We start from the raw sequence: 26,981 nt of genomic DNA on the forward strand, positions 1-26,981 counted from the left end.
CATGAGCATCGGACCGACGTAGATGACGCCGTTTTCCGACGTGTCATCGCGCTTCGAGAAAGCGTCGATGGTAGTTGGGGGTTGTCCCTGTGAGAGTGGGAAGTCGCTAGGCATTAGAGACCACTGAACTTCAGTAGTCTTTTTTAATACCCCAAAGATCCTTAAAGAGGAAATAAATTTAATAAAATTAATTAGAAATAGAAAGTGTTATTGAAAAAGAGCACATAATATAAGGTTTCAGTATGACGATAATTGCTAAAGAGAGAGAATAAAAGATAACGTATTGTTTTAAATACATTCAAAATCGTGCGTGAATTCTATAGAAGCACTATAATATAGAAAGAGAAATGAACGGAGTGAGACAATGAAAAGGGAAAGACCGATCGTTACGGCTTTACAACATTTTGTAGAACAAAAGCCGTTAAGTTGGCATGTTCCAGGACATAAAAGCGGTTTATTATCGTCATTACCAAATGAAATAAAAACTGCTCTTACATATGATTTAACAGAATTAACTGGATTGGATGATTATCACCATCCTGAAGAAGCGATAAAACTAGCGGAAAATTTATTAGCAAAAACTTATGGTGCTCAACATAGCTTTTTTTTAGTAAATGGTTCAACAGTTGGTAATTTAGCAATGATTTATGCAACGTGTAAAAGAAACGACAAAATTATCGTACAGAGAAATGCGCATAAATCTATTTTCCATGGATTAGAGTTGATTGGTGCTAAAGCAATATTTGTTGCTCCTAGATGGGATGAAGTGTCTTTAACAGCAGGAGAAGTACCGACAGCCACTTTACAGGAGGCACTTCAACTTCATCCTGATGCCAAAGCCGTTTTACTAACCTATCCAACATATTATGGAGTAGCAGGAGAAGAAGTGTTAAAACAACAAATAGACATGTGCCACGCAATGAACATTCCCGTATTAATTGATGAGGCCCATGGTGCCCATTTCATAGCAAGTAAAAAGTTTCCAACATCTGCTTTGCAGTTAGGGGCAGATATTGTTGTTCAATCAGCCCATAAAACGTTACCTGCGATGACAATGGCTTCCTTTTTACATGTGAACTCTCAACTGGTTAACGTAGAAAGAGTAAATCATTATTTACGAATGTTACAATCAAGCAGCCCATCCTATTTACTACTTGCTTCTCTCGACGATGCTAGAGATTATGTAAGTAGTTATTTAGAAAGTGATGCCGTATATTTAATAGAAAAACGTAATCAATGGATTGAAGCATTACGCTCACTACACCCGCTCCAAGTAATCGAAGTAGATGATCCGTTAAAACTTATCATTCGGTTACCTGGTAGAAGTGGTTTTCAGTTAAAGGAGGCACTTGAAAAGCACGGTGTTTATGTAGAATTAGCAGACCTATATCAGGTACTTGTCATTTTACCGTTATTAAAACATGGGCAGCCATATTCCTTTGCAGATGCACGTATACGTTTTAAAGAGGCGCTAACAACATTGAAAAAAGAGAAAACAACTGAGATAAAGTCAGTAGCATCAAATCAGGAACTTACGACAGTTTCGATTCCAGAATACTCCTATGATGAAATAGAACAGTTAGAAAAGGAATGGGTCCCTTATATGCGGGCTATCGGTCGAATCTCGGCAAGTATGCTGATTCCTTACCCACCTGGAGTACCTTTATTTTTACCTGGGGAAAAAATAACAGTATCAAAATTAAGCCAATTAGAAGAGTTGCTTGCTGTAGGTGCAGCTTTTCAAGGACAACATCGCCTAAGCGAAAAGCTCATTTACGTCATAAAGTAACAGCCGGAGGAATATAGAAATGAAAAGAAACTTATTTATAACGTTTGAAGGTCCAGAGGGGGCAGGGAAAACGACAATTTTAACTAAAATAGTGGAGCGTCTCCAACAGCTAAACATCGATATATTAGCAACAAGGGAGCCGGGTGGTATTGAAATTGCGGAAAAAATCCGTGAAGTTATATTAAATCCTGATCATACCGCTATGGACGAGAGAACTGAGGCTTTATTATATGCCGCTGCAAGGAGTCAACATTTCTTTGAAAAAGTTGAACCAGCAATCAAAAAGGGTAAGCTGGTACTATGTGATCGTTTTATCGATTCTTCCCTAGCCTATCAAGGATATGCCCGTGGAATTGGAATAGATGAGGTTTTAGCGATTAATGAATTCGCCATTGGAAAAAGAATGCCGGATTTGACAATCTTATTTGATTTAGATCCGCAAGTTGGACTAGCCCGAATTCATTCACACAATGAAAGGGAAGTGAATAGACTTGATGTAGAGAGCTTATCTTTTCACGAAAAAGTAAGAGAAGGTTATCAACTATTAGTAAAGCGTTATCCTAATAGAATTAAAGTAGTTAATGCTAACCAGCCGGTGGATAAAGTAGTAGAAGAAGTTTGGCATCTTTTAAGTGAGACTTTAGAGGAAAGTAAATGAAGTAGGCATACTATGTATGCTATAATAAGAACACCAATTCAATATATGGGGAGTGAGTACGGATGAAGTTAGTTGTTGCAGTCGTTCAGGACCAAGATAGTAACCGTTTGTCTAGTGCATTAACGAAGCATAATTTTCGTGCGACAAAATTAGCAAGTACTGGTGGTTTTTTACGATCAGGAAATACAACCTTTATTGTTGGGACAGAGGATTCATTAATTCCTCAATTACTTGATATTATTCGAGATAATTGCCGTTCCCGTGAACAGATGGTATCACCTGTATCTCCATTAGGTGGTAACGCAGACTCTTATATCCCGTATCCCATTGAAGTTGAAGTTGGGGGAGCTACAGTGTTTGTATTACCTATTGAACAGTTCCACCATTTCTAACCCTATTCTGTTATAAGTGTTTTATAATCGGATTAACGAATAGGTTTGGCTAGACAGCATAGATATGACTTTTGAATGCCAAATCTATGCATAGACACTAGCTCTTTATGGGGATTGGGTGGAGGCGAAAGGTATTGAAGATAAATCAAAATTTAAGTGTAGGTTTAAAAACTAATTCTAACGAGTTAAAACAAATGAACCAATCTGGAAATCGTTTCGGTGAAATTCTTGTCAAACACGGCTCGAAATTACAAACAGAGCAGTTAACAAGATTAATGGGCGATATTTCTGCTGCTGGTGATCGTGTTGCAAAATCTCGTAACTTACGGGAACTTACTCGTTTTAAAATGCTTATTAAACGTTTTTTACAAGAGACAGTCGAGTATGGTTTAGATATGAAACAGTCTCATACGTGGAATCGTTTTGGAGAAGGGCGCCGTTTAAAAATTGTGGAAACAATTGATGAACGTTTAGTTGAACTTGCACAAGATATTTTAAGCGAAGAGAAGGATACAATCGATTTGCTTGATAAAATTGGAGAAATTAAAGGATTGTTAGTTAATTTATATATGTAAAACCCGTGTCTTCTTTCCTGTATGGGACACGGGATTTTTTCTAAAAGAAATAAAAAAGAAGAATTAGTAGGTTAAGAAAAAAGGTGAAAGAAATGGCAGGAAATGTGGAAGAACTAAAGGTGATACAACCAGTAGTGATGAAGCAGTTGCAAACGATTTTTGAAAAAAATAGAACAGGCCATGCGTATATTTTTGATGGGGAAAAAGGAACAGGAAAAAGAGATATCGCAATATTCTTCATAAAACTATTATTATGTCTGAACCCGTCGAAAAATGTTCCATGTGAAACATGTCGAAACTGCAAACGGATTGATTCTGGTAATCATCCTAATGTAAAACAGCTAGAACCAGACGGACAATTTATCAAAATCGACCAAATTCGAGACCTAATTTCTGGCATGACAAAAACGAGTATTGAGGAAGGACGTAAAATTTACGTTCTACACCATGCAGACCGTCTGAACACATCTTCTGCTAATACATTACTGAAATTTTTAGAAGAACCCGAAGGTGACGTAACGGCTTTGTTGTTAACGGAAAGTTATCAGTCAATTCTTCCTACAATTCAATCCCGTTGCCAGCATATAAAATTTGCTTCCATCCCAAGAGAAATTTTATTAAAGCAACTCCAGGAACAAGGTATTACTTTCTCGATGGCTTCAACGGTTAGTATGGTTACCAATAGTATAGAAACTGCTATTTCATTAGCTAATAATGAGCAGTTTGCACATACAAGAAAAACAGTGTTAAAATTAGTGGAGACAGTAAGGAAAAATGTACATGAGGCCTTATTAGTTGTGTACGAAGATTGGATACCTTCTTTTAAAGAAAAAGAAGAGATGGAGCAAGCGTTAGATTTACTACTTTTTGCATATCGTGATATTGTAGCTATAAAGGCGAATCCTGAAAGCTCTTGTACATATCCAGATATGTTGCAAAGCTGGAAGGAACAAGCGTTGCAAACAACGTATGACCGTTTGTCCAACCAAATGCAAGCAATATTGCAAGCAAGGCAAAATTTAGGGCGTAATATGAATCGAACGCTGATGATGGAGCAGTTAATGCTTAACCTGCAGGAGGGGTATACATTTGTATAATGTAGTTGGAGTCCGCTTTAAAAAGGCGGGTAAAATATATTATTTCGACCCCGGCGTATTTCTACTAGAAAAAGGGCAATATGTCATTGTAGAAACTGCAAGAGGGGTTGAATATGGAAAGATCGTCGTGCCAATGAAACAAGTGGGAGAAAATGATGTTGTTTTACCTTTAAAACAAGTATTACGCCCCGCCGATGAACGAGATCGCATCCAAGTCGAAGAAAATACACAAGAGTCACAACGAGCTTTTGAACTTGCTAGTACAAAAATTAGCGAACATAATCTTGAAATGAAGCTTGTTGATGTTGAATATACATTTGATCGTAATAAAATAATATTTTACTTTACTGCCGAGGGAAGGGTCGATTTCCGTGAGTTAGTAAAGGATTTAGCTTCTATTTTCCGTACACGTATTGAATTACGACAGATTGGTGTACGTGATGAGGCGAAATTACTTGGTGGGATAGGTCCTTGTGGAAGAATGTTATGCTGTTCAACATTTTTAGGTGATTTTGACCCCGTTTCGATTAAAATGGCGAAGGATCAAAATTTATCACTCAACCCAACAAAAATTTCCGGCCTATGCGGACGCTTAATGTGTTGTTTAAAATATGAAAATGACGATTATGAAGTGGCCAAAGAAGGTATGCCAGATATCGGAGACTCTACAATGACTCCCGATGGCCCAGGTAAAGTAGTTGGAATAAACGTATTAGAACGTTTAATTCAAGTTTTTTTAGAAGAACAGGAACGTACTGTTGAATATACATTAGACGAAATTATTGAATGCGAGAAAAATTTGATATAGATGAACAAGTGGGGTGGTTTTGAGTGAAGGACCGCAATTTCTTAGATTCGGTTATGGAATTCGAACGACAGCTCGAATCGCTACAGCAACAATATAACGATTTAAAAAAATATGTTGCACATATGGTAGAAGATCATCAGGCAATTCAAACGGAAAATCTTCACCTTCGTAGACGTCTAGAAGAGCTTTTATCCAACGATTCTTCAGATGAACGTAGCGAAACTGAAAAAATGAGCTTGTTAGATATTGGAGAAGGATATGATAATTTAGCGCGTCTTTACCAAGAAGGGTTCCACGTTTGTCACGTTCATTTTGGTAGTTCTCGAAAAGGTGAAGATTGCTTGTTTTGTCTATCGTTTTTAAATAAACAAAATGCTTAAACCTTGTTCTATTTACTAAAACTCAAAAAGTTCGTAAATCGGATAAAGGGATTGTTTGGTGATGTCATAGATTATGATTTAAAAGGCATACATAAATGCATTAAAGACGTGCCGATACGCCAAAAATTTTGTTCAAAAGGCTGATACCACAAAGGTGGTTTTCAGTCTTTTCTTTTGAGAAGAGTTTTGTATGGAGGGGTATTTTGTGGAGCAATGGTTAAAGGATGATGAACGGCTGGATTATTTATTGGCTGAAGATTTAAGAATTATTCAAAGTCCGTCCGTATTTTCTTTTTCATTAGATGCGGTATTATTATCAAGATTTGTTAGTGTTCCTAGAAATAAGGGGAAAATTGTTGATCTATGCTCGGGAAATGGGGTAATACCTCTATTTTTAAGTGCACGTACAAAAGCAGATATTATAGGGGTTGAATTACAACATAGACTATATGATATGGCTGTGCGAAGTATAGAGTACAATGGATTGGAAGGGCAAATTAAAATGGTTCAGGGGGATGTAAAAGAAATACCTCCCCAACTAGGAATTGAAAAGTATGATGTTGTTACATGTAATCCACCATATTTTTTAGCCCATGAATTAAGTGATAAAAACATTAGTGAACATTATGCCATCGCTAGACATGAGCTTTATTTAACTTTAGATGAGGCAATTGAGTCTGCTAGTCGATTATTAAAGCAAGGTGGAAAAGCTGCTTTTGTTCATCGTCCAGGAAGGCTATTGGATATTGTTACTTCAATGAGGGCCAATCGTCTTGAACCTAAACGTATACGCTTCGTGTATCCTAAATTCGGGAAAGAAGCAAATACTTTATTAATAGAAGGGATAAAGGATGGGAAACCTGATTTGAAAGTATTGCCACCATTGTACGTATATGATGATAACGATCAATATACCGATGAAGTGAGTGAAATTCTTTATGGAGACAAAAAATAACCATATCTTTTATGTTTTAGAATGTGCGAATCAGTCCCTTTACGCAGGCTATACAAACAATTTGGAGAAACGTGTAGCAACACATAATGCGGGAAAGGGTGCTAAATATACGAAGGCTCATCGCCCTGTGAAGTGTATTTATTTTGAAACGTATGCTACAAAACAAGAGGCAATGCGAGCAGAGTATGCTTTTAAACAATTGAAACGAAGCGAAAAACTGAAATATATTGGGAGAGACGTTTGATGAAATCACAAAAGAGCAGTCAACATGAACTGGGAAGCTGTCTTTATTTAGTTGCAACCCCTATAGGGAACCTAGAAGATATGACAGTACGTGCATTGCGTATTTTAAAAGAGGTAGATGTTATTGCCGCAGAAGATACACGTAATACAAAAAAACTATGTAATTACTTTGATATTCAAACCCCTTTAGTAAGCTATCATGAACATAATCTAGAGCATGGAGGGGAAAAACTGTTAGGTTTCCTTCGGGAAGGAAAAACGGTCGCTCTAGTAAGTGATGCAGGTCTTCCATGTATTTCAGATCCAGGAGCCGACATTGTGGTTAAAGCTATAGAGGAGGATTTTGCTGTTGTTCCTGTACCGGGTGCAAATGCAGCATTAACAGCATTAATTGCATCAGGTATTGCACCGCAGCCATTTTATTTCTTTGGATTTTTAAATCGTCATAAAAAGGAACGTCGTCAACAGTTGGAAAAATTGGCGAGGCGAGAGGAAACAATAATTTTTTACGAAGCTCCTCATCGTTTAAAGGAAACGCTAAAGGATTTGGAACTTGTTCTAGGAAATCGTAAAATTGTTCTAGCCCGAGAATTAACAAAAAAATTTGAAGAATTTTTGCGCGGTACAATTACAGAGGCAGTTCAATGGGTGACTGAAAATGAAATTCGAGGAGAATTTTGTGTCATCCTTGAAGGTAATATAAATGGTGAATTAGAAGAGGAACAAGATGCTTATTGGACTAGTTTATCTCTTGTAGAACACGTGGACTATCTTATAGAGGAAAAACAGATGAATTCAAAAGAAGCCATTAAAGAAGTTGCTAAACTTAGAGGGATAGCAAAAAGAGATGTTTATCAGCAATATCATGTATAAATAGTATGATAAAAATAAAAAAAGCGTATGCTATTTTTTAGGATTAAAAAGTTAGCAACGCTTTTTTTTATAGCTTTTACTTAGAAATATGTTGTTGAATTTCTTTCATTAAAATCTCTGCACCTTCTGGACTTAAAATTAATTTGCCTCCAGCAAGACGGAAGTTTTCATCGGAAACTTCACCAGTTACAGCACAAGTCATGTTAGGCATATATTTTTTAAGAATGATTTTATCGTCATCAACGTAAATTTCTAACGCATCTTTTTCTGCAATGCCTAATGTACGACGAAGCTCGATCGGAATAACTACACGTCCTAATTCATCGACTTTACGAACGATACCTGTTGATTTCATGACAATATTTCCTCCTATGGATTGTTTAATATATTATTTTATTTTGTTTCGCCAAAATTCGACATTATTCTCTGTCTGATTAGAATCATACCAAGTAATGCCATAAACGTCAATTATTTAGCATTAATGGTTTAAAATTGATGTGAAATAGTTGTGAACATTTGATACATAAATAGGATTTCTGAATAAAAAATATAGATTATTAATATAAAACGGTCATTTTAGTTGGAAAGTTTCAACAAATTTACACCTTTTACTAGTAGTATTTTTCGACAACATTCTGTAATAATATTCTTTCATTGAAACAATTTTCTTACTTCGATAAAATAAACACTATACAGTTTGACAATGGAGGCCATTTTAAGTGAGTGAAAAGAATACATTTTATATAACAACCCCAATTTATTATCCCAGTGGTAAGTTTCATATCGGCACAGCTTATACGACTGTGGCATCAGATACGATGGCACGATATAAGCGATTAAGAGGATATGATGTTCGTTTTTTAACGGGAATGGACGAGCATGGACAAAAGATTCAAGAAAAGGCATCGGAGGCAGGGAAGCATCCGCAAGAATACGTTAATGAAATTGCAGATGCAGCGAAAAAACTTTGGTCTTTAATGGATATTTCGTACAATGACTTTATTCAAACTACACAGGAACGCCATACAAAAAGTGTAGAAAAAATCTTCCAAAAATTCCTTGATAATGGAGACATTTATAAAGGGGAATATGAAGGCTGGTATTGTACACCTTGTGAATCTTTTTACACTGAAACCCAGTTAGTAGATGGAAACTGCCCTGATTGTGGACGTCCGGTCCATAAAGTAAAAGAGGAGTCATATTTCTTTAATATGAAGAAATATGCAGACCGATTATTACAATATTACGAAGAAAATGTTGAATTTATCGAACCTGAATCCCGTAAAAATGAAATGATTAATAATTTTATCAAGCCTGGTTTAGAGGATTTATCCGTTTCAAGAACTTCTTTTGATTGGGGTATTAAAGTACCGGGAGATCCAAAGCATGTAATTTATGTTTGGGTGGACGCTTTAACAAACTATATAACATCTTTAGGATACGGATCAGATAACGAAGAATTATTTAATAAATACTGGCCGGCTGATGTACATGTTGTAGGGAAAGATATTGTTCGCTTCCATACGATTTATTGGCCAATTTTCTTAATGGCTTTAGATTTACCATTACCAAAAAAAGTATTTGCCCATGGTTTTATCATGATGAAAGATGGAAAAATGTCAAAATCAAAAGGGAATGTCGTTTATCCAGAGATGTTAATCGAGCGTTATGGATTAGACGCAACAAGATATTTCCTACTTCGTGAATTACCTTTTGGAGCTGATGGTGTATTTTCTCCAGAATCATTTGTTGAAAGAACGAATTTTGATTTAGCAAATGACTTAGGAAATTTATTGAATCGTACAGTTTCAATGATGAATAAGTATTTTGATGGGATTATTCCAACAGAGAACCTTGTAGAAACTGAGTTTGATGCGGCCCTTAAAATACATGCAAAAGAAACGCGTTTAATCTATGAACAAAATATGGAGAAAATGCAGTTTAGTGTTGTTTTATCCGATGTTTGGTCACTTGTTTCACGTACGAATAAATATATTGATGAAACACAGCCTTGGGTATTAGCTAAGGATGATGAAAATAAAAGTAAATTAGCGGCAGTTATGTATAATTTAGCCGAAAGTTTACGCCATATTGCAGTTATGTTACAACCATTTATGACGTCAACACCTAAACAAATTGTCGAACAATTAGGTTTAGACGAATCTTATTTAAATTGGGAAACAATTGAAACATTCGGAAATGTTATTCCTGAAAATATAAAAGTAGTAGAAAAGGGTATACCAATTTTCCCACGCTTAGATGTAGAAGTCGAAGTTGCTTATATAAGAGAACAAATGAGAGCTTCTGTTAAAACTCCACAAGAAGAAGAGAGCAAGACGGAAATTGAAGTTCCAGATGTTCCTGAAATTTCGATTGATGACTTTATGAAAATTGATTTGAGAGTTGCAACGGTAATGGCTTGCGAACCAGTTCCTAAAGCGAATAAATTATTAAAACTACAAGTGGATCTTGGATACGAACAACGTCAAGTTGTATCGGGTATTGCCCAATATTATAAACCTGAGGAGTTAGTTGGGCAAAAAGTCATAGTTGTGGCAAACTTAAAACCAGTTAAACTACGGGGTGAGCTTTCACAAGGAATGATTTTAGCAGGTTCCCACGATGGGGTATTAACTCTGGCTACAGTAGATCCAAAGCTTCAAAATGGAGCAAAAGTTAAATAATGAATTTCTGCTTTTTAAGCCTGTTGGACAAGATAAGTTCAGCAGGCTTTTCACTCGAAAAATTTGTGACTTTAAAACTATATTGTCATAATAAAGGTGAAAAAATAATCTGTCGAAATAGGTAAATGTTATTAAAAAAATGTAATGAAATATATTCATTATGACATAAAAAGTTATCCGTGTAATAAATCTGTAATTTTAATGTCAACTAAGAAATATTTTATTCCAATAAAATGAGTGAGGAGAATGATGATGTTTATAGATACACATGTCCATTTAAATGCAGATCAATATGAAGAAGATTTGCAACAAGTTATCGAGAGAGCAATTAAAGCGAAAGTTGAAAAAATGGTTGTAGTCGGCTTTGATCGAAAAACAATTGAAAAAGCCATGGAACTAGCAGATGAATACGAATTTATTTATGCAGTGATTGGATGGCATCCTGTTGATGCAATCGATTGTACTCCAGAAGATTTGGAGTGGATTGAACAACTTGCCTCCCATCCAAAAGTAGTCGGTATTGGAGAAACGGGTTTGGATTACTATTGGGACAAATCACCTAAAGATGTTCAACAAGAATTATTTCGTAAACAAATTCATCTAGCACAAAAGTTAAAACTACCTATCATCATTCACAATCGTGAAGCAACTGGGGATGTTGTAAAAATTTTACGGGAAGAAAATGCGGCATTGGTCGGGGGCGTTATGCATTGCTTTAGCGGTAGTGTAGAAACTGCCAAAGAGTGTATTGCAATGAATTTCATGATTAGTTTAGGTGGTCCTGTAACATTTAAAAATGCACGCCAACCAAAAGAAGTAGCGAAAGAAATTCCGTTAGAGCATTTGATGATTGAAACGGATGCTCCATATTTGGCACCCCATCCTTACAGAGGTAAACGGAATGAACCGTCCTATGTACCATTAGTTGCAGAAGAAATTGCTCGTCAAAAAGAGTTAACAGTTGAAGAAGTTGCTAAAGTCACAACTTCAAATGCTATTAAATTTTTTAAACTCGATGAATAATAATCCGAAACGTCTCCAATACTGCGTTTAAGACGGATTAAAATAAAATGGACTATTTTTAAAAAATTTTAATTAGTTGACAGCTAAAAAAGTAGCCCGTATAATCCAACGAGTGTCAAGGAGGCGTTATTCATGTCAAAAATTTCCATGAAAAACTTGTTCTCAGGATCATTGAGGAGTAAGCGAACAGTGGTAGGAATTATATCTCTTATCCTGTTTGTTTCAGTAGTTTCTTTTGTTGCTTATCAAGGAACAAAAGAGTCGGTTGTTGTAAATGCAAACGGTAAAGAACAAGAATTATTAACACATGCAAATACAGTAGGCGAACTTTTACAACAAGAAGGTATTGCCATTTCTGAATATGATAAAGTATCACCCTCACTGAACACCAAGATCGTCAGTGGAATGACGATTGATTGGGAACAAGCTAAAGAAGTAATTATTTCAGTTGACGGAAAAGAGTCAAAAGTTTGGACAACTGAAAATAAAGTGAAGAACATTTTGGAAGAAGCAAATATCGAAGTAACAGAGCATGATAAATTATCAGTTGCTTTGGACGCAGAAGTAGGAGCAGATAACAAAATCGATATTCAAAAGGCGTTTCAGTTAACGCTTGTCGATGGTTTAAAGGAAAGACAAGTTTGGTCCACTTCGACTACGGTCGCTAACTTTTTGAAACAACAGGGAATTCAGCTTAATGAGTTTGATCGTGTTGAAAATGATTTGGAGGCTGTTATCACTCCAAAGGATAAAATCACAGTTGTTCGTGTAGAAAAGGTTACCGATGTAGTGGAAGAATCGGTAGATTTCGCAGTAGAGACGAAATCAGACTCTTCGTTACTAAAAGGGAAAGAAAAGGTAGTCACAGAGGGCGAGGAAGGAAAAATAGCTCGCACTTATGAAGTGACGAAAGAAAATGGTAAAGTAGTAGATAAAAAATTAAAAACGGAAGAAGTTTTAAAAGAACCAAAAACAGAAGTTGTTGCAGTTGGTACAAAGGTAGTTACAGCTACAGTTTCTCGTGGTAATAGTTCTTCTTCAAAGAAAAGCAAAGAATTTTATGTAACAGCTACTGCTTATACTGCAGACTGTAAAGGATGTTCAGGCGTTTCTGCTACTGGCCTTAACTTAAAAGCAAATTCTGGTATGAAAGTTATTGCGGTAGACCCAAGTGTCATTCCATTAGGAACAAAAGTATGGGTTGAAGGTTATGGTAATGCCATTGCTGCCGATACGGGTGGCTCTATTCAAGGAAATAAAATTGATGTCTTTGTAGGTTCTAAACAAGAAGCAAATAAATGGGGACGTAAAAAAGTCCGCATTAAAGTTTTAAATTAAGTCTATTAAGCTTTCAAAAGATTAGTGTACTCAACCAAAATGTTAGAAGAGTCTTCCTGTCTGTAAACAGGAAGACTCTTTATTTTTAGCCTTATTATTTGAACGAATAAGGATTATAAATTACGAAAACGACGATTACACTATTGTATGTTATTATAGTCACAGATTGTTTGAAAAGAGGGGTATATTTTTGAATATACAAGAAATCATCGTTGTAGAAGGAAAAGATGATACAACGGCTATTAAACGTGCTGTTAACGCTGATACAATTGAGACAAATGGTTCTGCTATTTCGGAGGAAACGCTTCGGCGTATTGAACACGCTCAACAAAAACGAGGTGTTATTGTATTTACGGATCCGGATTACCCTGGGAGACGTATTCGCGCCATTATTGAGGAACGAGTACCTGGAGTAAAGCACGCCTTTTTAGCTAAAGAAAAGACCATTGCCAAAAACGGTAAAGGGCTTGGAATTGAACATGCTCAGGATGAAGATATTCGAGAGGCTTTAAGGAATGTATATACACCGAATCTCCATAGTCATATAGAAAACGAAATTACAATGGAAGATTTATTCGTTGCTCGATTAATTGGACATCCCCAATCTAAAAATCGCCGCCTTCGATTAGGTGAAATTTTGAATATCGGAATGACAAATGGCAAACAATTGCATAAACGACTCACAATGTTTCAAATTACTGTTGAACAATTTGGTCAAGCAGTAGCCCAACTAGATCAGGAGGAGCAAAATGTATAAAGATATCGCAACACCAATCCGTACAAAGGAAATTTTAAATAAATATGGATTTTCATTTAAAAAAAGTTTAGGACAAAATTTTTTAATAGATCCTAATATATTAAGAAATATCGTAAGTCATGCCAATTTAACGAAAGACAGTGGGGCCATCGAGATTGGGCCGGGCATCGGGGCACTAACTGAACATCTAGCCCGTGCAGCAAAAAAAGTTGTATCTTTTGAAATTGATCAGCGATTGCTACCGGTGTTAGAAGATACATTGAGCCCGTACGATAACGTTAAAATTATTCATTCTGATATATTAAAAGCAGACGTGGAGAAAGTAATAGCGGAAGAGATGCCAGGTATTGAGGATATTATGGTAGTGGCAAACTTACCTTATTATGTGACAACACCGATTTTAATGAAATTATTAAATGACCGTCTACCAATTCGTGGCTTTGTCGTTATGATGCAAAAGGAAGTTGCTGATCGTATAACAGCAAAACCTGGTACAAAGGAGTATGGCTCATTATCAATTGCAATTCAATATTATGTAAAAGCAGAAGTGGCGATGGTTGTACCAAAAACTGTATTTATGCCACAACCAAATGTTGATTCTGCTGTCATTCGATTAATTAAGCATGATGAACCTCCAGTAAAAGTAATTAATGAGGATTTCTTATTTGAGGTTACCCGCACATCCTTTGCACAACGTAGAAAAACGATTTTAAACAATTTACAATCAGGTCTTCCTTCCGGAAAAGAAAAGAAACAACAAATATTAGATGCCCTTGAACAATGTGGTATTGAACCAGTAAGAAGAGGAGAAACTTTATCTATCGAAGAGTTTGCAAAATTAGCAGATGCACTTTATCCGCATTTTTGCAATACACAATAATATGAAACGTGTTATTTTTTTAATAAATTTAGATACTTTTTTATGCAAAATAAGTTGACAACAATTTTATCTGCTGATAAAATATTATAATTTGTTGACAAGTAACCAATAATGGGCTATACTAGGTATAGTGAGGTGTATGCGAAAATGCCAAAAACGTTAGCTGACATTAAAAAGTCTCTAGATTGTCATTTGGGTAAACGTTTGCGATTAAAAGCAAACGGAGGTCGCAAGAAAACGGTTGAGTGTGATGGAGTACTTAGTGAAACTTATCACGCGGTATTTGTAGTTGAGCTCGATCAAGAAGATAACGCATGTAAACGCGTTTCTTATAGCTACACAGATATTTTAACTGAAGCAGTAGAAATAACATTTTTAGATGATGTGCAAGTTGCCATTGCCAAATAGTTTTATTTGTATTTTTAAAACACTCATTTTTTTTGAGTGTTTTTTGTTTTCTTTAGCACATACTACGGTTGTCAACCTACTTATTTTGAAGGAGGAATAACTGCATGGCCAGAAGAAAAGGAATCATGTCGAGTCGTCTAAAAGAAGAGATAGCCAAGGAACTCGGATTTTATGATGTAGTCGAACGTGAAGGCTGGGGCGGAATAAAATCACGTGATGCAGGTAACATGGTAAAGCGAGCAATTGAAATGGCCGAACAAGGCCTAGCACAGCAAAACCAAAACAATCAAAAATAAGTAGTAGTTGACATTTTGCCAATAAGTCCTGAAAAGGATTTATTGGCTTTTGCTTTTTTATTGATAACTTTTGAATAAAACGTTTAAACTAATTCGTAAAACGGGTTTAAGACACTTTTGTTTGCGATATGGTAAAATATATGGAAGTAATGAAGCTGACTACATAATGGACCTTTTTATGTGTATGGTGAACTTGCTCTGAATGAGTTTAATTTAAAAATATGAAAACAAAAGGGTTTCACTATAGATTTGGTTGCCAATCGAGGAGGACACGGTATGCTTTATGTGAAAGCGCCAGCGAAAATAAATTTAACTTTAGATGTTTTATATAAACGTCCTGATAATTACCACGAAGTAGAGATGATTATGACAACGGTTGACTTATCAGACCGCATTGGATTAGAGTCTCGTAAAGATGGACAAATTAAAATAAATTCTACGAATGGATTTATTCCAGATGACAATCGAAATTTAGCTTATCAAGCAGCTCAATTAATGAAAGATACATACGGAATTAAAGAAGGTGTCACAATTGTAATTGATAAGGAAATTCCGGTCGCAGCTGGTCTTGCGGGTGGTAGTAGTGATGCTGCTGCCACATTAAAAGGATTGAACGACCTTTGGCATTTAAACTTATCCATTGATACATTAGCGGAATTAGGAGCTAAAATTGGTTCGGATGTATCCTTTTGTGTTTATGGGGGAACTGCACTAGCGACTGGACGGGGAGAAAAGATCCAACACCTTCCTGCACCCCCAACATGCTGGGTCGTTTTAGCAAAACCGAAAATTGGCGTTTCAACAGCGCAAGTTTATGGTGGACTTAATGTTGATGAGGTTGAGCACCCTAATACAAGTCAAATGATCGAAGCGATTGAAAAAAATGATTATTTCTTAATGTGTGAAACTGTAGGAAATGTACTTGAATCCGTTACCTTTGAACTTCATCCGGAAGTTGTCACGATTAAGGAACAAATGAAACGTTTTGGTGCGGATGCAGTTTTAATGAGTGGAAGTGGTCCAACAGTATTTGGATTAGTTGATAACGAGTCAAGACTTCCTCGTATTTATAATGGTTTGCGCGGTTTTTGCGATGAAGTTTTTGCAGTTCGTTTATTAGGGGAAAGAAATTCACTTGCTTAAATGCGTACATTTATGATACTTTTTCTATAAATTATTCGTCTATTGATTAATGAAAAGTATGGCATAAAAATTTAAATAAGCTTGAAGTACAAATTTAATGTTTAGGAGAGGATCGCATGAAATGGAAGCGAAGTGAACGGCTAGTTGATATGACTTATTATTTACTTGAGCATCCACATCAGCTGATCCCGCTAACTTATTTTTCTGAAACTTATCAATCTGCTAAATCATCTATTAGTGAAGATTTAACGATTGTAAAAGAAACGTTTGAAGAAAAAGGAATCGGGTTGTTGGTGACAGTACCTGGAGCGGCAGGTGGGGTAAAATATATTCCTAAAATGTCAAAGGAAGAAGTTCGGGATATCATTCAGATATTAATTTCAGAACTAAGCCAATCAGACCGCTTATTACCAGGTGGATATTTGTTTATGACGGATTTACTCGGTAATCCGGAGCTTATGAATCGAGTAGGGAAAGTATTTGCGAGCATCTTTGCTGATCAACATATTGATGTCATTATGACAGTGGCAACAAAAGGAATATCGATAGCACATTCAATCGCTAGACACTTAAATGTTCCGGTTGTAGTTGTACGTCGTGATAGTAAAGTAACAGAAGGTTCAACAGTAAGTATTAATTATGTATCAGGTTCTTCCCGTCGCATTCAAACGATGGTACTTTCTAAACGCAGCATGAAGAGTGGGCAACGTGTGCTCATTACCGACGATTTTATGAAAGTCGGGGGTACGATGAACGGAATGAAAAATTTATTGGAAGAGTTTGATTGTGAACTTGCAGGAATTGCAGTTCTTGTAGAAGCAGAACATGCAGATGAAACGCTTGTTGATGATTACTACTCTTTAGTGAAACTTCATGCCGTAAATGAAAAAGATCGCACCATTGCTTTAAGTGAAGGGAATTACTTTTTAAAGGAGGGCATATAAAATGAAAACTGTATCAACTAAAAATGCACCGGCAGCTATTGGACCATACGCTCAAGGAATCATCGTAAATGGAATGTTTTACAGCTCTGGTCAAATTCCGTTAACAGCATCAGGCGAATTAGTAGAAGGTGACATTGTAGCTCAAACAAATCAAGTATTTGAGAACTTGAAAGCAGTATTAAAAGAAGCTGGAAGTTCTTTAAATCATGTTGTAAAAACAACTGTCTTTTTAGCAGATATGAATGACTTTGCAGCAATGAATGAAGTGTATGCTAGTCATTTCGGAGATCATAAACCTGCACGATCAGCAATAGAAGTCGCTAGATTACCAAAGGATGTAAAAGTAGAAATTGAAGTAATTGCAGTAGTGGAATAACTAGTTTAACAGAAAAAAGTGATGAATTACTTTAGTAGTAGTTCGTCATTTTTTTTATATAAAAAATATTTCTCATTTTTTCGAAAATTTTATAAAATAAGAAGGAAAAAAGAAATTTTTGTAGAATCATATCTTTAAAAGGCATCCTAGAAGAGAGGAGTGAGAGAATGGAAGTTACTGATGTAAGATTAAGACGTGTTCAAACTGATGGGCGCATGCGAGCAATTGCTTCCATCACACTAGATGATGAATTCGTGGTTCATGATATTCGAGTGATTGATGGAAATAATGGTTTATTTGTGGCTATGCCAAGCAAGCGTACACCAGACGGAGAATTCCGTGATATTGCACACCCTATTAATTCTGAAACAAGAAATAAACTTCAAGATGTTGTATTAGCTGCTTATCACGCTTCTAGTGAAGAAGAAGCACTTCAACTTGAAGAGGCAAATGCATAATATTAAAAATGAAGGGACTACTCACCTAGAGTAGTCTCTTTTTTTTATATAAAAGTAATAGAAAAAATGAAGGAATTGCCAAATAAGGATGTCATGGATTTGTCAAGTCTGGAAGCCTTGAAAATCGGGTGAATTTACTATATAGTCATAAGAGAATATGAGTAAAATTGGAGGACTTAGAATGACGAACATTTTTGCAGTCATTTTGGCTGCTGGTCAAGGAACTCGCATGAAGTCCAAATTATATAAGGTGCTCCATCCTGTATGTGGAAAACCAATGGTAGAACATGTTGTTGAAAACATTCAAACTTTGAATGTGAACCGTATTGTTACTGTTGTTGGTCACGGAGCGGATAAAGTAAAAGATCAATTGGGCGATAAAAGTGAATATGTACTACAAGAGGAACAACTTGGTACGGCACATGCTGTCATTCAAGCAGAGGCGATTTTAGGTTCATTGGAAGGAACAACGTTAGTTGTTTGTGGAGATACTCCTTTAATTCGTCCTGAAACAATGAAAGCGTTATTTGAACACCACCAAAACCAAAAGGCGAAAGCGACGATTTTAACAGCCGTTGCTGATAATCCAACAGGTTATGGTCGTGTGATTCGTGGAGCGAATGGCCAAGTAGAACAAATTGTAGAGCAAAAAGATGCTTCACCTGAACAACAGTTAGTTAATGAAATTAACACTGGCACATATTGCTTTGATAACAAAGCATTATTCGAAGCATTGAAGCTTGTTAAAAATGAAAATGCACAAGGTGAATATTATTTACCAGATGTCATTGAAATATTACAACAACAAGGTGAAATTGTATCAGCATATACTTGTTCTAATTTTGATGAAACATTGGGAGTAAATGATCGTGTAGCACTAGCGCAAGCAGAGGAAATTATGCGTACTCGTATTAATGAGAAACATATGCGTAATGGTGTAACGATTATTAATCCTTCCACTACTTCGATTAGTGCAGATGCAGTAATTGGTAGTGATACTGTCATTAAACCCGGTGTCATGATTGAGGGAAAAACGATAATTGGTAGTGATTGTATTATCGGTCCTAACTCTACTATTGTTAATAGTCAAATCGGTGATCGCTCAATCGTACAAAATTCTGTCGCAACAGACAGTGTTGTAGGAGAAGATACTGCAGTTGGACCATTTGCTCATTTACGTCCTGATTCTCAATTAGGTAACCACGTAAAAATTGGCAACTTTGTTGAAGTGAAGAAAAGCACACTAGGTGATGATACAAAAGTTTCCCATTTAAGCTACATTGGTGATGCGGAAGTAGGAAACAATGTAAACATCGGATGTGGTTCCATTACAGTTAATTATGATGGTAAAAATAAATTTAAAACAGTAATTGAAGATAATGTTTTTGTAGGATGTAATTCAAATTTAGTAGCACCTGTTAAATTAGGTGCAGGTTCGTTTATAGCAGCTGGTTCTACGATTACGAAAGAAGTACCAGAAGACGCGTTGGCAATTGCGCGTTCTAGACAAGAAAATAAACTTGATTATGCAAAGAAATTAAATTCAAAATAAATTTGTAAAACTATTAGGAGGCCATCATGCCGTATCAATATGCTGACACAAAACTTAAAATCTTCTCTTTAAATTCTAATTACCCTTTAGCACAAGAAATTGCGGAATTGATGGGTGTTGAACTTGGTAAATCATCAGTTAAACATTTTAGTGATGGAGAAGTTCAAATTAGTATTGAGGAAAGTATCCGTGGTTGTGACGTTTTCATCGTTCAATCTACTTCTGCTCCTGTAAATGAACATTTAATGGAACTTTTAATTATGATTGATGCTGTAAAACGTGCTTCTGCTCGTACAATTAACGTAGTTATCCCTTATTATGGGTATGCACGCCAAGACCGTAAAGCAAAAGCTCGTGAACCAATTACAGCTAAATTAGTAGCAAATTTATTAGAAACTGCAGGTGCTGACCGTGTAATCGTATTAGACTTACATGCACCACAAATTCAAGGTTTCTTTGATATTTTAATTGACCATTTACAAGCAGTACCGATTTTATCTACTTACTTTAAATCAAAAAACTTAAATCCAGAAGATCTTGTCGTTGTATCCCCGGACCACGGTGGAGTTACTCGTGCTCGTAAAATGGCAGAACGCTTAAAAGCTCCAATTGCGATTATCGACAAACGTCGTCCAAAACCAAATGTGGCGGAAGTAATGAACATTGTTGGGAATATTGAAGGAAAAGTTTGTATCTTAATTGATGATATTATTGATACTGCAGGTACAATTACAATTGGTGCAAATGCATTGATTGAAGCTGGTGCTAAAGAAGTTTATGCATGTTGTTCTCACCCTGTTTTATCAGGTCCAGCTATTGAACGCATTGAAAACTCGGCAATTAAAGAATTAGTTGTAACAAATACTATTCAACTTACTGAAGATAAAGTGTCTCCAAAAATTAAACAACTTTCAGTAGCGAATTTAATGGCAGAAGCTATTTCTCGTGTTTATGAAAACAAATCTGTAAGTACATTATTCGATTAATCCTATAGATAGACAAGGCTACTAGTAGCCTTGTCTCTTTTTTTATGACTTAATAGAAAGAGTTATTATATAAAGTAAATTGAAAATGTTAATTGAATATACAAATTTGTCCAATAAGAGAGTTTAGTATTCAGAAAAAAAGACATAATAGTATAGTCATGAATTCTGAAAGGAGCGATTTTTTTGGATATAGTATTACAAGCAACTCGACGTGATATAGGAGCTCGTTCAACATTAACGAAACTACGAAATGAAGGAAAATTACCTGCCATTATTTATGGGTATAATGTCGATGCGATTCCTGTATTTATCGATTACAAAGATACTGCAAAAGCAGTTCAACAATATGGGCGTACAGCAGTCTTTAAAATTGATGTAGAAGGAAAACAATTAAATGCGATATTAAATGAAGTTCAAAGATGTGCACTTAAAGGAACAGTGAAACATGTGGACTTCTTATCCATTAATATGTCAGAAGAGTTAGAAGTGGAAGTACCGATTACTCCTGTGGGCGAAGCAATTGGTGTAAAAGAAGGTGGCGTTTTAACTCAACCAATTCGAGTATTAAAAATTAAGGTCAAGCCTTCAAATATTCCAGAATCAATTGACGTGGATATTTCTAATTTAGCAATGAACGATTCAATCTCTGTAGGGGATATTCGTAGTAGTCTTCAATATGAAATATTAAATCAAGATGAAGAGACGGTAGTAACGATTACACCACCAGTAGTAGTAAATGATGATACGGCTGGTCAAGGTGATGATGAGAATCAAGATATTAAAGCAACAGAAGCGCCAGAGTCAGAAAGCTAAAAAAGAAATGTATGAGTTTTATACTCATACATTTTTATTTTTATTTTTTTGATAAATAAAAATAAATGAAACCTTTAACAAATAATCATTACATAACAATACTTGTTTTTTCTTTTTCAACACAGCGTATGATAAAATAGGCTACGATTAGTGAAAAAAGGATGAGTAATCATGAAATTAATTATTGGATTAGGGAATCCCGGGAAACAATATGAACATACACGACATAATATTGGATTTGAATGTATTGATGCATTAGCGGAAAAATGGGGTTCGCCATTGAATCAATTAAAATTTAATGGAATGTATGCAAGCATTCATCGACCTGAAGGAAAAGTCATTTTGTTAAAACCTCTAACATATATGAATTTATCAGGTGAATGTGTTCGCCCATTAATGGATTATTTTGATATCGCTTTAGAAGACATCATTGTAATATATGATGATTTAGATTTAGAAACAGGAAAACTCCGTTTAAGACAAAAAGGTAGTGCTGGTGGACATAATGGAATTAAATCTTTAATACAGCATTTAGGAACTCAAGAGTTTAATCGCATTCGAGTAGGAATTAATCGTCCCCCTGCCGGGATGAAAGTTACGGATTATGTATTAGCGAAATTTTCAAAAGAAGAGGATCCTATTATTGAAGATGCTGTTAATAAAACTGTCTCTGCGGTAGAAGCAGCACTTTCCAAAAAGTTTTTAGATGTGATGACGGAATTTAACGGTGCATAAATAGGCAAAATTAGGTCAATACTTTGAGTATTCGAAAGCACATGCTTTTACATACTTAAAGGAGGACGATACTAATGCCTGTTCGATATCGTTGTCGTCATTGTGAAACAGAGATTGGGACATTACCCTTTGATGCGGATGAAACTATACGAAAGTTACATTTATTCGAAGTGGGAGAAGTAGACGATTATATTGAAAAAAATGAGCATGGTGATACAACAGTGCATTGTATTTGTGAACATTGTGAAGATTCATTGAAACAATTTCCGGATTATTACGCACTGAAAAAATGGTTGCAATAAGTAAAGTTGAAAACATGGAAAACAATTTTGCACCTATATTTGTTACTGAAAAATATGTGGGCGACTTTCTTTTTTAAAGTCACCCACTTTTTCAGCTTTATTTTTTTAATAAAAAAGAAAACGGTTAGGATATGTAATTGATTACTAATTACATAAATTAAGTATGAATGATGGAAGGAGGTTTATGAATGAACGTATTTCATCAACTATTCTCTCAAGATAAACATATAAACAGTTTAATTAATCAAATTGGTGAAAAGAATTATGACACTCAACTTATTACTGGCTTAACAGGAAGCGCAAGACCAGTTTTTTTTCAAACAATATTTAAGGAAACAAATAAGCCTCTTTATATATTGTCTGCAAACCTTTTACAAGCACAAAAATTAGTTGATGATTTGTCCTCCTTAGTGGGAGAAGAGTTTGTTCATTATTATCCTGCTGATGAATTTATTGCAGCGGATATGACAATCGCATCGCCGGAACTAAAGGCACAGCGTATTGCCACCCTTGACCTTTTAGTGAAACAAGAGAAAGCGATATACGTTATTCCGATTGCTGGAATGCGAAAAATAATGACACCGGTTCAACAGTGGAAAAACTATTATTTGGAAGCTGAAATTGGAAAGGATATTGAAATCGAAGAATGGTTATTACATTTGGTGACAATGGGATATACAAGAAGCCAAATGGTTACAACACCTGGTGAGTTTGCATTACGTGGAGGAATATTAGATATTTATCCGCCATATGCAGAGTCACCTATTCGTATTGAATTATTTGATACGGAAGTCGATTCAATTAGAACTTTTTCTGCAGACGATCAACGGTCTATTGAAAAATTGGATTCCGTACGTATTTTACCGGCATCTGAATTATTGTTAACAACAAGTCAACGGGCTGAATTGGCAGAAAGACTAGAAAATTCATTAAGTAAAAGTTTAAAGAAAATAAAAAAGCCAGAAACGCAAGAAATGTTATATCAAAACATTCAATATGATATTGAGATGCTCAGACAAGGAAATATTCCGGATCATATTACGAAATATGGATCCCTTCTTTATGAAGAACAAACTTTCCTAGGAGATTATTTTGCGAAGGATGGCATTGTTTTATTCGATGAACTTGGACGAATTCAAGAAGTTATGGATGCGTGGGAACGGGAAGAGGAAGAATGGTTTATATCCCTTATAGAAGAAGGGAAAATCGTTCATGATGTAAAACCTTCCTTTGCATTTAAAGAAGTTCATTCGATGCTGGAACAGCAAAAAATATATTTTGCATTATTTGCTCGAACGTTTTCGGGTATTACCTTTAAAAAAACAACAAACTTCTCTTGTAAACCAATGCAACAATTCCATGGGCAAATTAGCCTTTTACAAAATGAAATAGAGCGATGGACACAAGAGAAATTTACAGTATTGTTTGTTGCGGATGGTAACGAACGAATTAAAAAATTGCAAAGCATGCTGGAAGAATATAATATTCATAGTTTGCTAGGAGCTCCTACAGATGCGGGGATTTATTTAGTTGATGGTGTACTAACTTCTGGATTTGAATTACCATTACAACGAATTGCGGTAGTAACGGATGATGAGTTGTTTAAACAACAGGCAAAAAGAAAGCCCCGAAGACCGCAAAAAATGTCCAATGCTGAACGAATTAAAAGCTATACCGAAATTAAACCGGGTGATTATGTAGTACATGTTCATCACGGTATAGGGAAATATATTGGTATTGAAACCCTTGAAGTAAATGGTACACATAAAGATTATTTAAACATCCGCTATCGAGCAGATGATAAATTGTACGTGCCTGTTGAGCAAATCGATTTGATTCAAAAGTACGTTGCCTCTGAAGGGAAAGAACCGAAGCTTCATAAACTTGGTGGAGCCGAGTGGAAAAAAGCGAAGGCAAAAGTATCATCTGCTGTTAAAGATATAGCAGATGATTTAATAAAACTTTATGCGAAACGGGAAGCAGAAAAGGGATATGCTTTTTCTCCTGACACAGATGAGCAGCGTGCCTTTGAAGATGCTTTCCCATACGAGGAAACAGAAGATCAATTACGTTCCATTCTAGAAGTAAAACGGGATATGGAAAGGGAGCGCCCAATGGATCGCCTTGTTTGTGGTGACGTTGGCTATGGTAAAACAGAAGTTGCGATTCGTGCTGCATTTAAAGCAGTAATGGACGGTAAACAAGTAGCCTTTCTTGTACCGACGACGATATTAGCTCAACAGCATTTTGAAACAATGCAGGAACGCTTTGAGGATTACGGGATAAATATTGGTCTATTAAGCCGTTTCCGTACAAAAAAACAACAAACGGAGACATTAAAAGGCTTAAAAGATGGCACCGTTGATATCGTTATTGGTACTCATCGTGTATTATCGAAAGACGTTGTGTTCCGTGATCTAGGTTTATTGATTGTGGATGAAGAACAACGATTTGGGGTAACCCATAAAGAAAAAATAAAACAATTGAAAACGAACGTTGATGTTTTAACACTAACTGCAACACCAATTCCACGTACATTACATATGTCGATGGTAGGTGTAAGGGACTTATCGGTTATTGAAACACCACCACAAAATCGTTTCCCAGTTCAAACATATGTAATGGAATATAGTGGTGCCCTTGTGCGAGAAGCAATTGAAAGGGAGATGGCACGTGGGGGACAAACGTTCTTTCTTTATAATCGAGTAGAAGATATGACTCGAAAAGTAGAGGAAATTCAAATGCTTGTACCGGATGCAAGAGTTGGATATGCCCATGGAAAGATGACCGAATCCCAATTAGAGTCCATTATTTTGAACTTCCTAGAAGGAGAGTATGATGTACTTGTAACGACAACGATTATAGAGACGGGTGTCGATATGCCTAACGTTAATACTTTAATCGTTCATGATGCAGATCGAATGGGTCTATCCCAGTTGTATCAATTACGTGGTCGAGTAGGTCGTTCAAATCGTATTGCTTATGCTTATTTCATGTATCAAAGAGATAAAGTTTTAACAGATGTAGCTGAGCAAAGGTTGCAAGCTATAAAAGAATTTACTGAACTCGGTTCCGGCTTTAAAATTGCAATGCGTGATTTATCAATTCGTGGAGCAGGGAATCTGCTAGGCTCACAACAACATGGATTTATTGATTCGGTAGGATTTGATTTATACTCTCAAATGTTAGAAGAAGCAATAGCAGAACGCCAAACAGGTGTAGTAAAAGAGGAAAGACCAGATGTAGAAATTATTTTACATGTGGACGCTTATATACCGGATCAATATATACCAGATGGTTATCAAAAGATTCAAATGTATAAACGTATAAAGTCAATGGAACAAATAGAGGATTATACGGAAATAATGGATGAAATGTTAGATCGTTTTGGTGATTTACCTGTAGAAACAGAAAAGCTATTACGTATTGCTCGTATGAAAGTGTGGGCAATAGAAGCTGGAATTACAGCTATTAAGGAAAAACAAAAAACAATTTCGATTTATTTTTCCGAAGAAGGAACAAAAAATGTAGATGGCAGCTATATTGTCTCTGAGTCAATGAAATTTGATCGTGCAGTTGGGTTTGTAATGGACGGTGCCAAATTAACTTTGACAATTGATGAGAAAAAATGTGGCAGCTTCTTACCTTTTGATGTGTTAGAACAAATGGTCGAAATCGCTGCAAAGTCTAAAAAAGAAATTGTACAAAAATAAAATCTTATTTATACCGATATAGCAATAACCTACTCATTAACAATGTTTGGATTCATTTTTTCAATTTTACTGCCAACATGAGAATTTTATCCTCTTCATTCACTTTTTGCATACATTGACCAATTAATAACCATACTATCAATGTAAAGGAAAATTGATTTTGAAAGAGAGGCAGTAAAATATGAAAGCAACGGGAATTGTCCGTCGTATTGATGATTTAGGTCGTGTAGTTATTCCAAAGGAAATCCGAAGAACAATGCGTATTCGTGAAGGCGATCCTCTAGAGATTTACACAGACCGCGAAGGAGAAGTTATCTTAAAAAAGTATTCGCCAATAAATGATTTAAGTGAATTTGCAAAAGAATATGTTGAGTCATTATATGAAACGGTAGGGACACCTGCTCTAATTAGTGACCGAGATGAAATGATTGCAGTTGCAGGATTATCGAAGAAGGAATATACGAACCGTCGATTATCCGTTTTTGCGGAAGACTTTATGAAACAACGTTCGGTAGTTTTAGAAAAGACAGAAGCGACAATCGAACTTGTACCTGGTCAATATGAGCAAGTAAAGTCTTATTGTGTAGCACCTATTATTTCCAATGGGGATGCCATTGGTGCGGTCTATTTATTATCGAAAGTACATTTTATAAGTGAAGTGGAACAAAAAGCTGCTGAAACAGCAGCAAACTTCCTAGCAAAACAAATGGAAAACTAATAAAGAACAAAAGAGGCTGGGACAAAAACCCTCCTCTAAATAAAAAAAGCCGGTGAAATTTTACGAAAAGTAAAATTTCACCGGC

The 26,981-nt window shown here is 35.7% G+C and carries 29 protein-coding genes; 28 read left to right on the plus strand and 1 reads right to left on the minus strand.

All coding sequences use genetic code 11. From position 1 onward, the window contains the following. Positions 1-364: 364 nt before the first annotated feature. The 10 genes from H9636_RS17720 to rsmI all read left to right on the plus strand — a co-directional run bounded on the left by H9636_RS17720 (position 365) and on the right by rsmI (position 7,770). A complete protein-coding gene (locus H9636_RS17720) occupies positions 365-1,789 on the plus strand; it encodes an aminotransferase class I/II-fold pyridoxal phosphate-dependent enzyme (protein WP_191708891.1) in 1,425 nt (474 codons plus the stop codon). Between the two features lie 19 nt (positions 1,790-1,808). Further along, positions 1,809-2,447, plus strand: a complete 639-nt coding sequence (gene tmk, locus H9636_RS17725; protein WP_191708892.1) for a dTMP kinase — start codon at positions 1,809-1,811, stop codon at positions 2,445-2,447. 62 nt (positions 2,448-2,509) lie between these two features. Continuing rightward, on the plus strand, positions 2,510-2,839 hold the full coding sequence (locus tag H9636_RS17730) for a cyclic-di-AMP receptor (protein ID WP_191708893.1): 330 nt from the start codon (positions 2,510-2,512) through the stop codon (positions 2,837-2,839). A gap of 134 nt (positions 2,840-2,973) precedes the next feature. Beyond that, positions 2,974-3,414, plus strand: coding sequence for a YaaR family protein (locus H9636_RS17735; RefSeq protein ID WP_191708894.1), 441 nt, complete (start codon positions 2,974-2,976; stop codon positions 3,412-3,414). A gap of 92 nt (positions 3,415-3,506) precedes the next feature. Continuing rightward, the gene (gene holB, locus H9636_RS17740) at positions 3,507-4,511 is read left to right on the plus strand and encodes a DNA polymerase III subunit delta' (protein WP_191708895.1); all 1,005 of its coding nucleotides are present in this window, start codon (positions 3,507-3,509) and stop codon (positions 4,509-4,511) included. Continuing rightward, complete coding sequence (locus H9636_RS17745; protein ID WP_122972301.1) at positions 4,504-5,319, plus strand: PSP1 domain-containing protein; 816 nt, start codon at positions 4,504-4,506, stop codon at positions 5,317-5,319. Before holB ends, H9636_RS17745 begins: the two co-directional genes overlap by 8 nt. Before the next feature lie 23 nt (positions 5,320-5,342). After that, positions 5,343-5,699 (plus strand): DNA replication initiation control protein YabA, encoded by a 357-nt coding sequence (yabA, locus tag H9636_RS17750; protein ID WP_191708896.1) that lies wholly within the window; start codon positions 5,343-5,345, stop codon positions 5,697-5,699. A gap of 205 nt (positions 5,700-5,904) precedes the next feature. Beyond that, on the plus strand, positions 5,905-6,654 hold the full coding sequence (locus tag H9636_RS17755; protein ID WP_191708897.1) for a tRNA1(Val) (adenine(37)-N6)-methyltransferase: 750 nt from the start codon (positions 5,905-5,907) through the stop codon (positions 6,652-6,654). Beyond that, a complete protein-coding gene (locus H9636_RS17760) occupies positions 6,638-6,898 on the plus strand; it encodes a GIY-YIG nuclease family protein (RefSeq protein ID WP_191708898.1) in 261 nt (86 codons plus the stop codon). The genes H9636_RS17755 and H9636_RS17760 overlap by 17 nt, the downstream gene beginning before the upstream one ends. After that, positions 6,898-7,770 carry a 16S rRNA (cytidine(1402)-2'-O)-methyltransferase gene (rsmI, locus tag H9636_RS17765; protein WP_191708899.1) on the plus strand — a complete coding sequence of 291 codons (873 nt, stop codon included), beginning with the start codon at positions 6,898-6,900 and terminating at the stop codon, positions 7,768-7,770. Before H9636_RS17760 ends, rsmI begins: the two co-directional genes overlap by 1 nt. Before the next feature lie 76 nt (positions 7,771-7,846). On the opposite strand, the gene H9636_RS17770 is transcribed toward rsmI, so the two are convergent. Then, positions 7,847-8,125 carry an AbrB/MazE/SpoVT family DNA-binding domain-containing protein gene (locus tag H9636_RS17770; RefSeq protein WP_122972296.1) on the minus strand — a complete coding sequence of 93 codons (279 nt, stop codon included), beginning with the start codon at positions 8,123-8,125 and terminating at the stop codon, positions 7,847-7,849. A 364-nt stretch (positions 8,126-8,489) separates the two neighbouring features. On the opposite strand from H9636_RS17770, the gene metG reads away from it, so the two are divergent. The 18 genes from metG (at position 8,490) to spoVT (ending at position 26,896) form a co-directional block, all read left to right on the plus strand. After that, a complete protein-coding gene (gene metG, locus H9636_RS17775) occupies positions 8,490-10,454 on the plus strand; it encodes a methionine--tRNA ligase (RefSeq protein ID WP_191708900.1) in 1,965 nt (654 codons plus the stop codon). 252 nt (positions 10,455-10,706) lie between these two features. Continuing rightward, positions 10,707-11,477 carry a TatD family hydrolase gene (locus H9636_RS17780; RefSeq protein WP_191708901.1) on the plus strand — a complete coding sequence of 257 codons (771 nt, stop codon included), beginning with the start codon at positions 10,707-10,709 and terminating at the stop codon, positions 11,475-11,477. A 132-nt stretch (positions 11,478-11,609) separates the two neighbouring features. Further along, on the plus strand, positions 11,610-12,815 hold the full coding sequence (locus H9636_RS17785) for a G5 and 3D domain-containing protein (RefSeq protein ID WP_191708902.1): 1,206 nt from the start codon (positions 11,610-11,612) through the stop codon (positions 12,813-12,815). Positions 12,816-13,005: 190 nt separating this feature from the next. Continuing rightward, the gene (gene rnmV / locus H9636_RS17790; protein WP_191708903.1) at positions 13,006-13,572 is read left to right on the plus strand and encodes a ribonuclease M5; all 567 of its coding nucleotides are present in this window, start codon (positions 13,006-13,008) and stop codon (positions 13,570-13,572) included. Further along, on the plus strand, positions 13,565-14,452 hold the full coding sequence (gene rsmA / locus H9636_RS17795; protein ID WP_191708904.1) for a 16S rRNA (adenine(1518)-N(6)/adenine(1519)-N(6))-dimethyltransferase RsmA: 888 nt from the start codon (positions 13,565-13,567) through the stop codon (positions 14,450-14,452). Before rnmV ends, rsmA begins: the two co-directional genes overlap by 8 nt. Positions 14,453-14,599: 147 nt before the next feature. Continuing rightward, positions 14,600-14,860, plus strand: coding sequence for a biofilm formation stimulator Veg (gene veg / locus H9636_RS17800; RefSeq protein ID WP_122972290.1), 261 nt, complete (start codon positions 14,600-14,602; stop codon positions 14,858-14,860). A 104-nt stretch (positions 14,861-14,964) separates the two neighbouring features. Further along, positions 14,965-15,156, plus strand: coding sequence for a small, acid-soluble spore protein, alpha/beta type (locus H9636_RS17805; RefSeq protein ID WP_122972289.1), 192 nt, complete (start codon positions 14,965-14,967; stop codon positions 15,154-15,156). 276 nt (positions 15,157-15,432) lie between these two features. After that, the gene (gene ispE / locus H9636_RS17810; protein WP_191708905.1) at positions 15,433-16,299 is read left to right on the plus strand and encodes a 4-(cytidine 5'-diphospho)-2-C-methyl-D-erythritol kinase; all 867 of its coding nucleotides are present in this window, start codon (positions 15,433-15,435) and stop codon (positions 16,297-16,299) included. Between the two features lie 116 nt (positions 16,300-16,415). Further along, positions 16,416-17,243 (plus strand): pur operon repressor, encoded by an 828-nt coding sequence (gene purR / locus H9636_RS17815; RefSeq protein WP_191708906.1) that lies wholly within the window; start codon positions 16,416-16,418, stop codon positions 17,241-17,243. Between the two features lies 1 nt (position 17,244). Beyond that, the gene (locus H9636_RS17820) at positions 17,245-17,619 is read left to right on the plus strand and encodes a RidA family protein (RefSeq protein ID WP_191708907.1); all 375 of its coding nucleotides are present in this window, start codon (positions 17,245-17,247) and stop codon (positions 17,617-17,619) included. Between the two features lie 167 nt (positions 17,620-17,786). After that, on the plus strand, positions 17,787-18,077 hold the full coding sequence (gene spoVG, locus H9636_RS17825; RefSeq protein ID WP_122972285.1) for a septation regulator SpoVG: 291 nt from the start codon (positions 17,787-17,789) through the stop codon (positions 18,075-18,077). 181 nt (positions 18,078-18,258) lie between these two features. After that, positions 18,259-19,629 carry a bifunctional UDP-N-acetylglucosamine diphosphorylase/glucosamine-1-phosphate N-acetyltransferase GlmU gene (gene glmU, locus H9636_RS17830; RefSeq protein WP_191708908.1) on the plus strand — a complete coding sequence of 457 codons (1,371 nt, stop codon included), beginning with the start codon at positions 18,259-18,261 and terminating at the stop codon, positions 19,627-19,629. Positions 19,630-19,655: 26 nt separating this feature from the next. After that, positions 19,656-20,615: a ribose-phosphate diphosphokinase gene (locus tag H9636_RS17835; RefSeq protein WP_122972283.1), complete on the plus strand. Its 960-nt coding sequence runs from the start codon at positions 19,656-19,658 to the stop codon at positions 20,613-20,615. A gap of 183 nt (positions 20,616-20,798) precedes the next feature. Further along, positions 20,799-21,428, plus strand: a complete 630-nt coding sequence (locus H9636_RS17840) for a 50S ribosomal protein L25/general stress protein Ctc (protein WP_191708909.1) — start codon at positions 20,799-20,801, stop codon at positions 21,426-21,428. A 171-nt stretch (positions 21,429-21,599) separates the two neighbouring features. Further along, on the plus strand, positions 21,600-22,163 hold the full coding sequence (gene pth / locus H9636_RS17845) for an aminoacyl-tRNA hydrolase (protein ID WP_191708910.1): 564 nt from the start codon (positions 21,600-21,602) through the stop codon (positions 22,161-22,163). A 74-nt stretch (positions 22,164-22,237) separates the two neighbouring features. Further along, positions 22,238-22,465 (plus strand): anti-sigma-F factor Fin, encoded by a 228-nt coding sequence (locus H9636_RS17850; RefSeq protein ID WP_191708911.1) that lies wholly within the window; start codon positions 22,238-22,240, stop codon positions 22,463-22,465. Positions 22,466-22,653: 188 nt separating this feature from the next. After that, complete coding sequence (mfd, locus tag H9636_RS17855; protein ID WP_191708912.1) at positions 22,654-26,178, plus strand: transcription-repair coupling factor; 3,525 nt, start codon at positions 22,654-22,656, stop codon at positions 26,176-26,178. A gap of 181 nt (positions 26,179-26,359) precedes the next feature. Continuing rightward, entirely contained in the window at positions 26,360-26,896 is a 537-nt protein-coding gene (gene spoVT, locus H9636_RS17860; protein WP_122972278.1) for a stage V sporulation protein T, read from the plus strand. Positions 26,897-26,981: the final 85 nt, after the last annotated feature.

This window comes from Ureibacillus galli (assembly GCF_014836845.1).
Classification (GTDB): Bacteria; Bacillota; Bacilli; order Bacillales_A; family Planococcaceae; genus Ureibacillus; species Ureibacillus galli.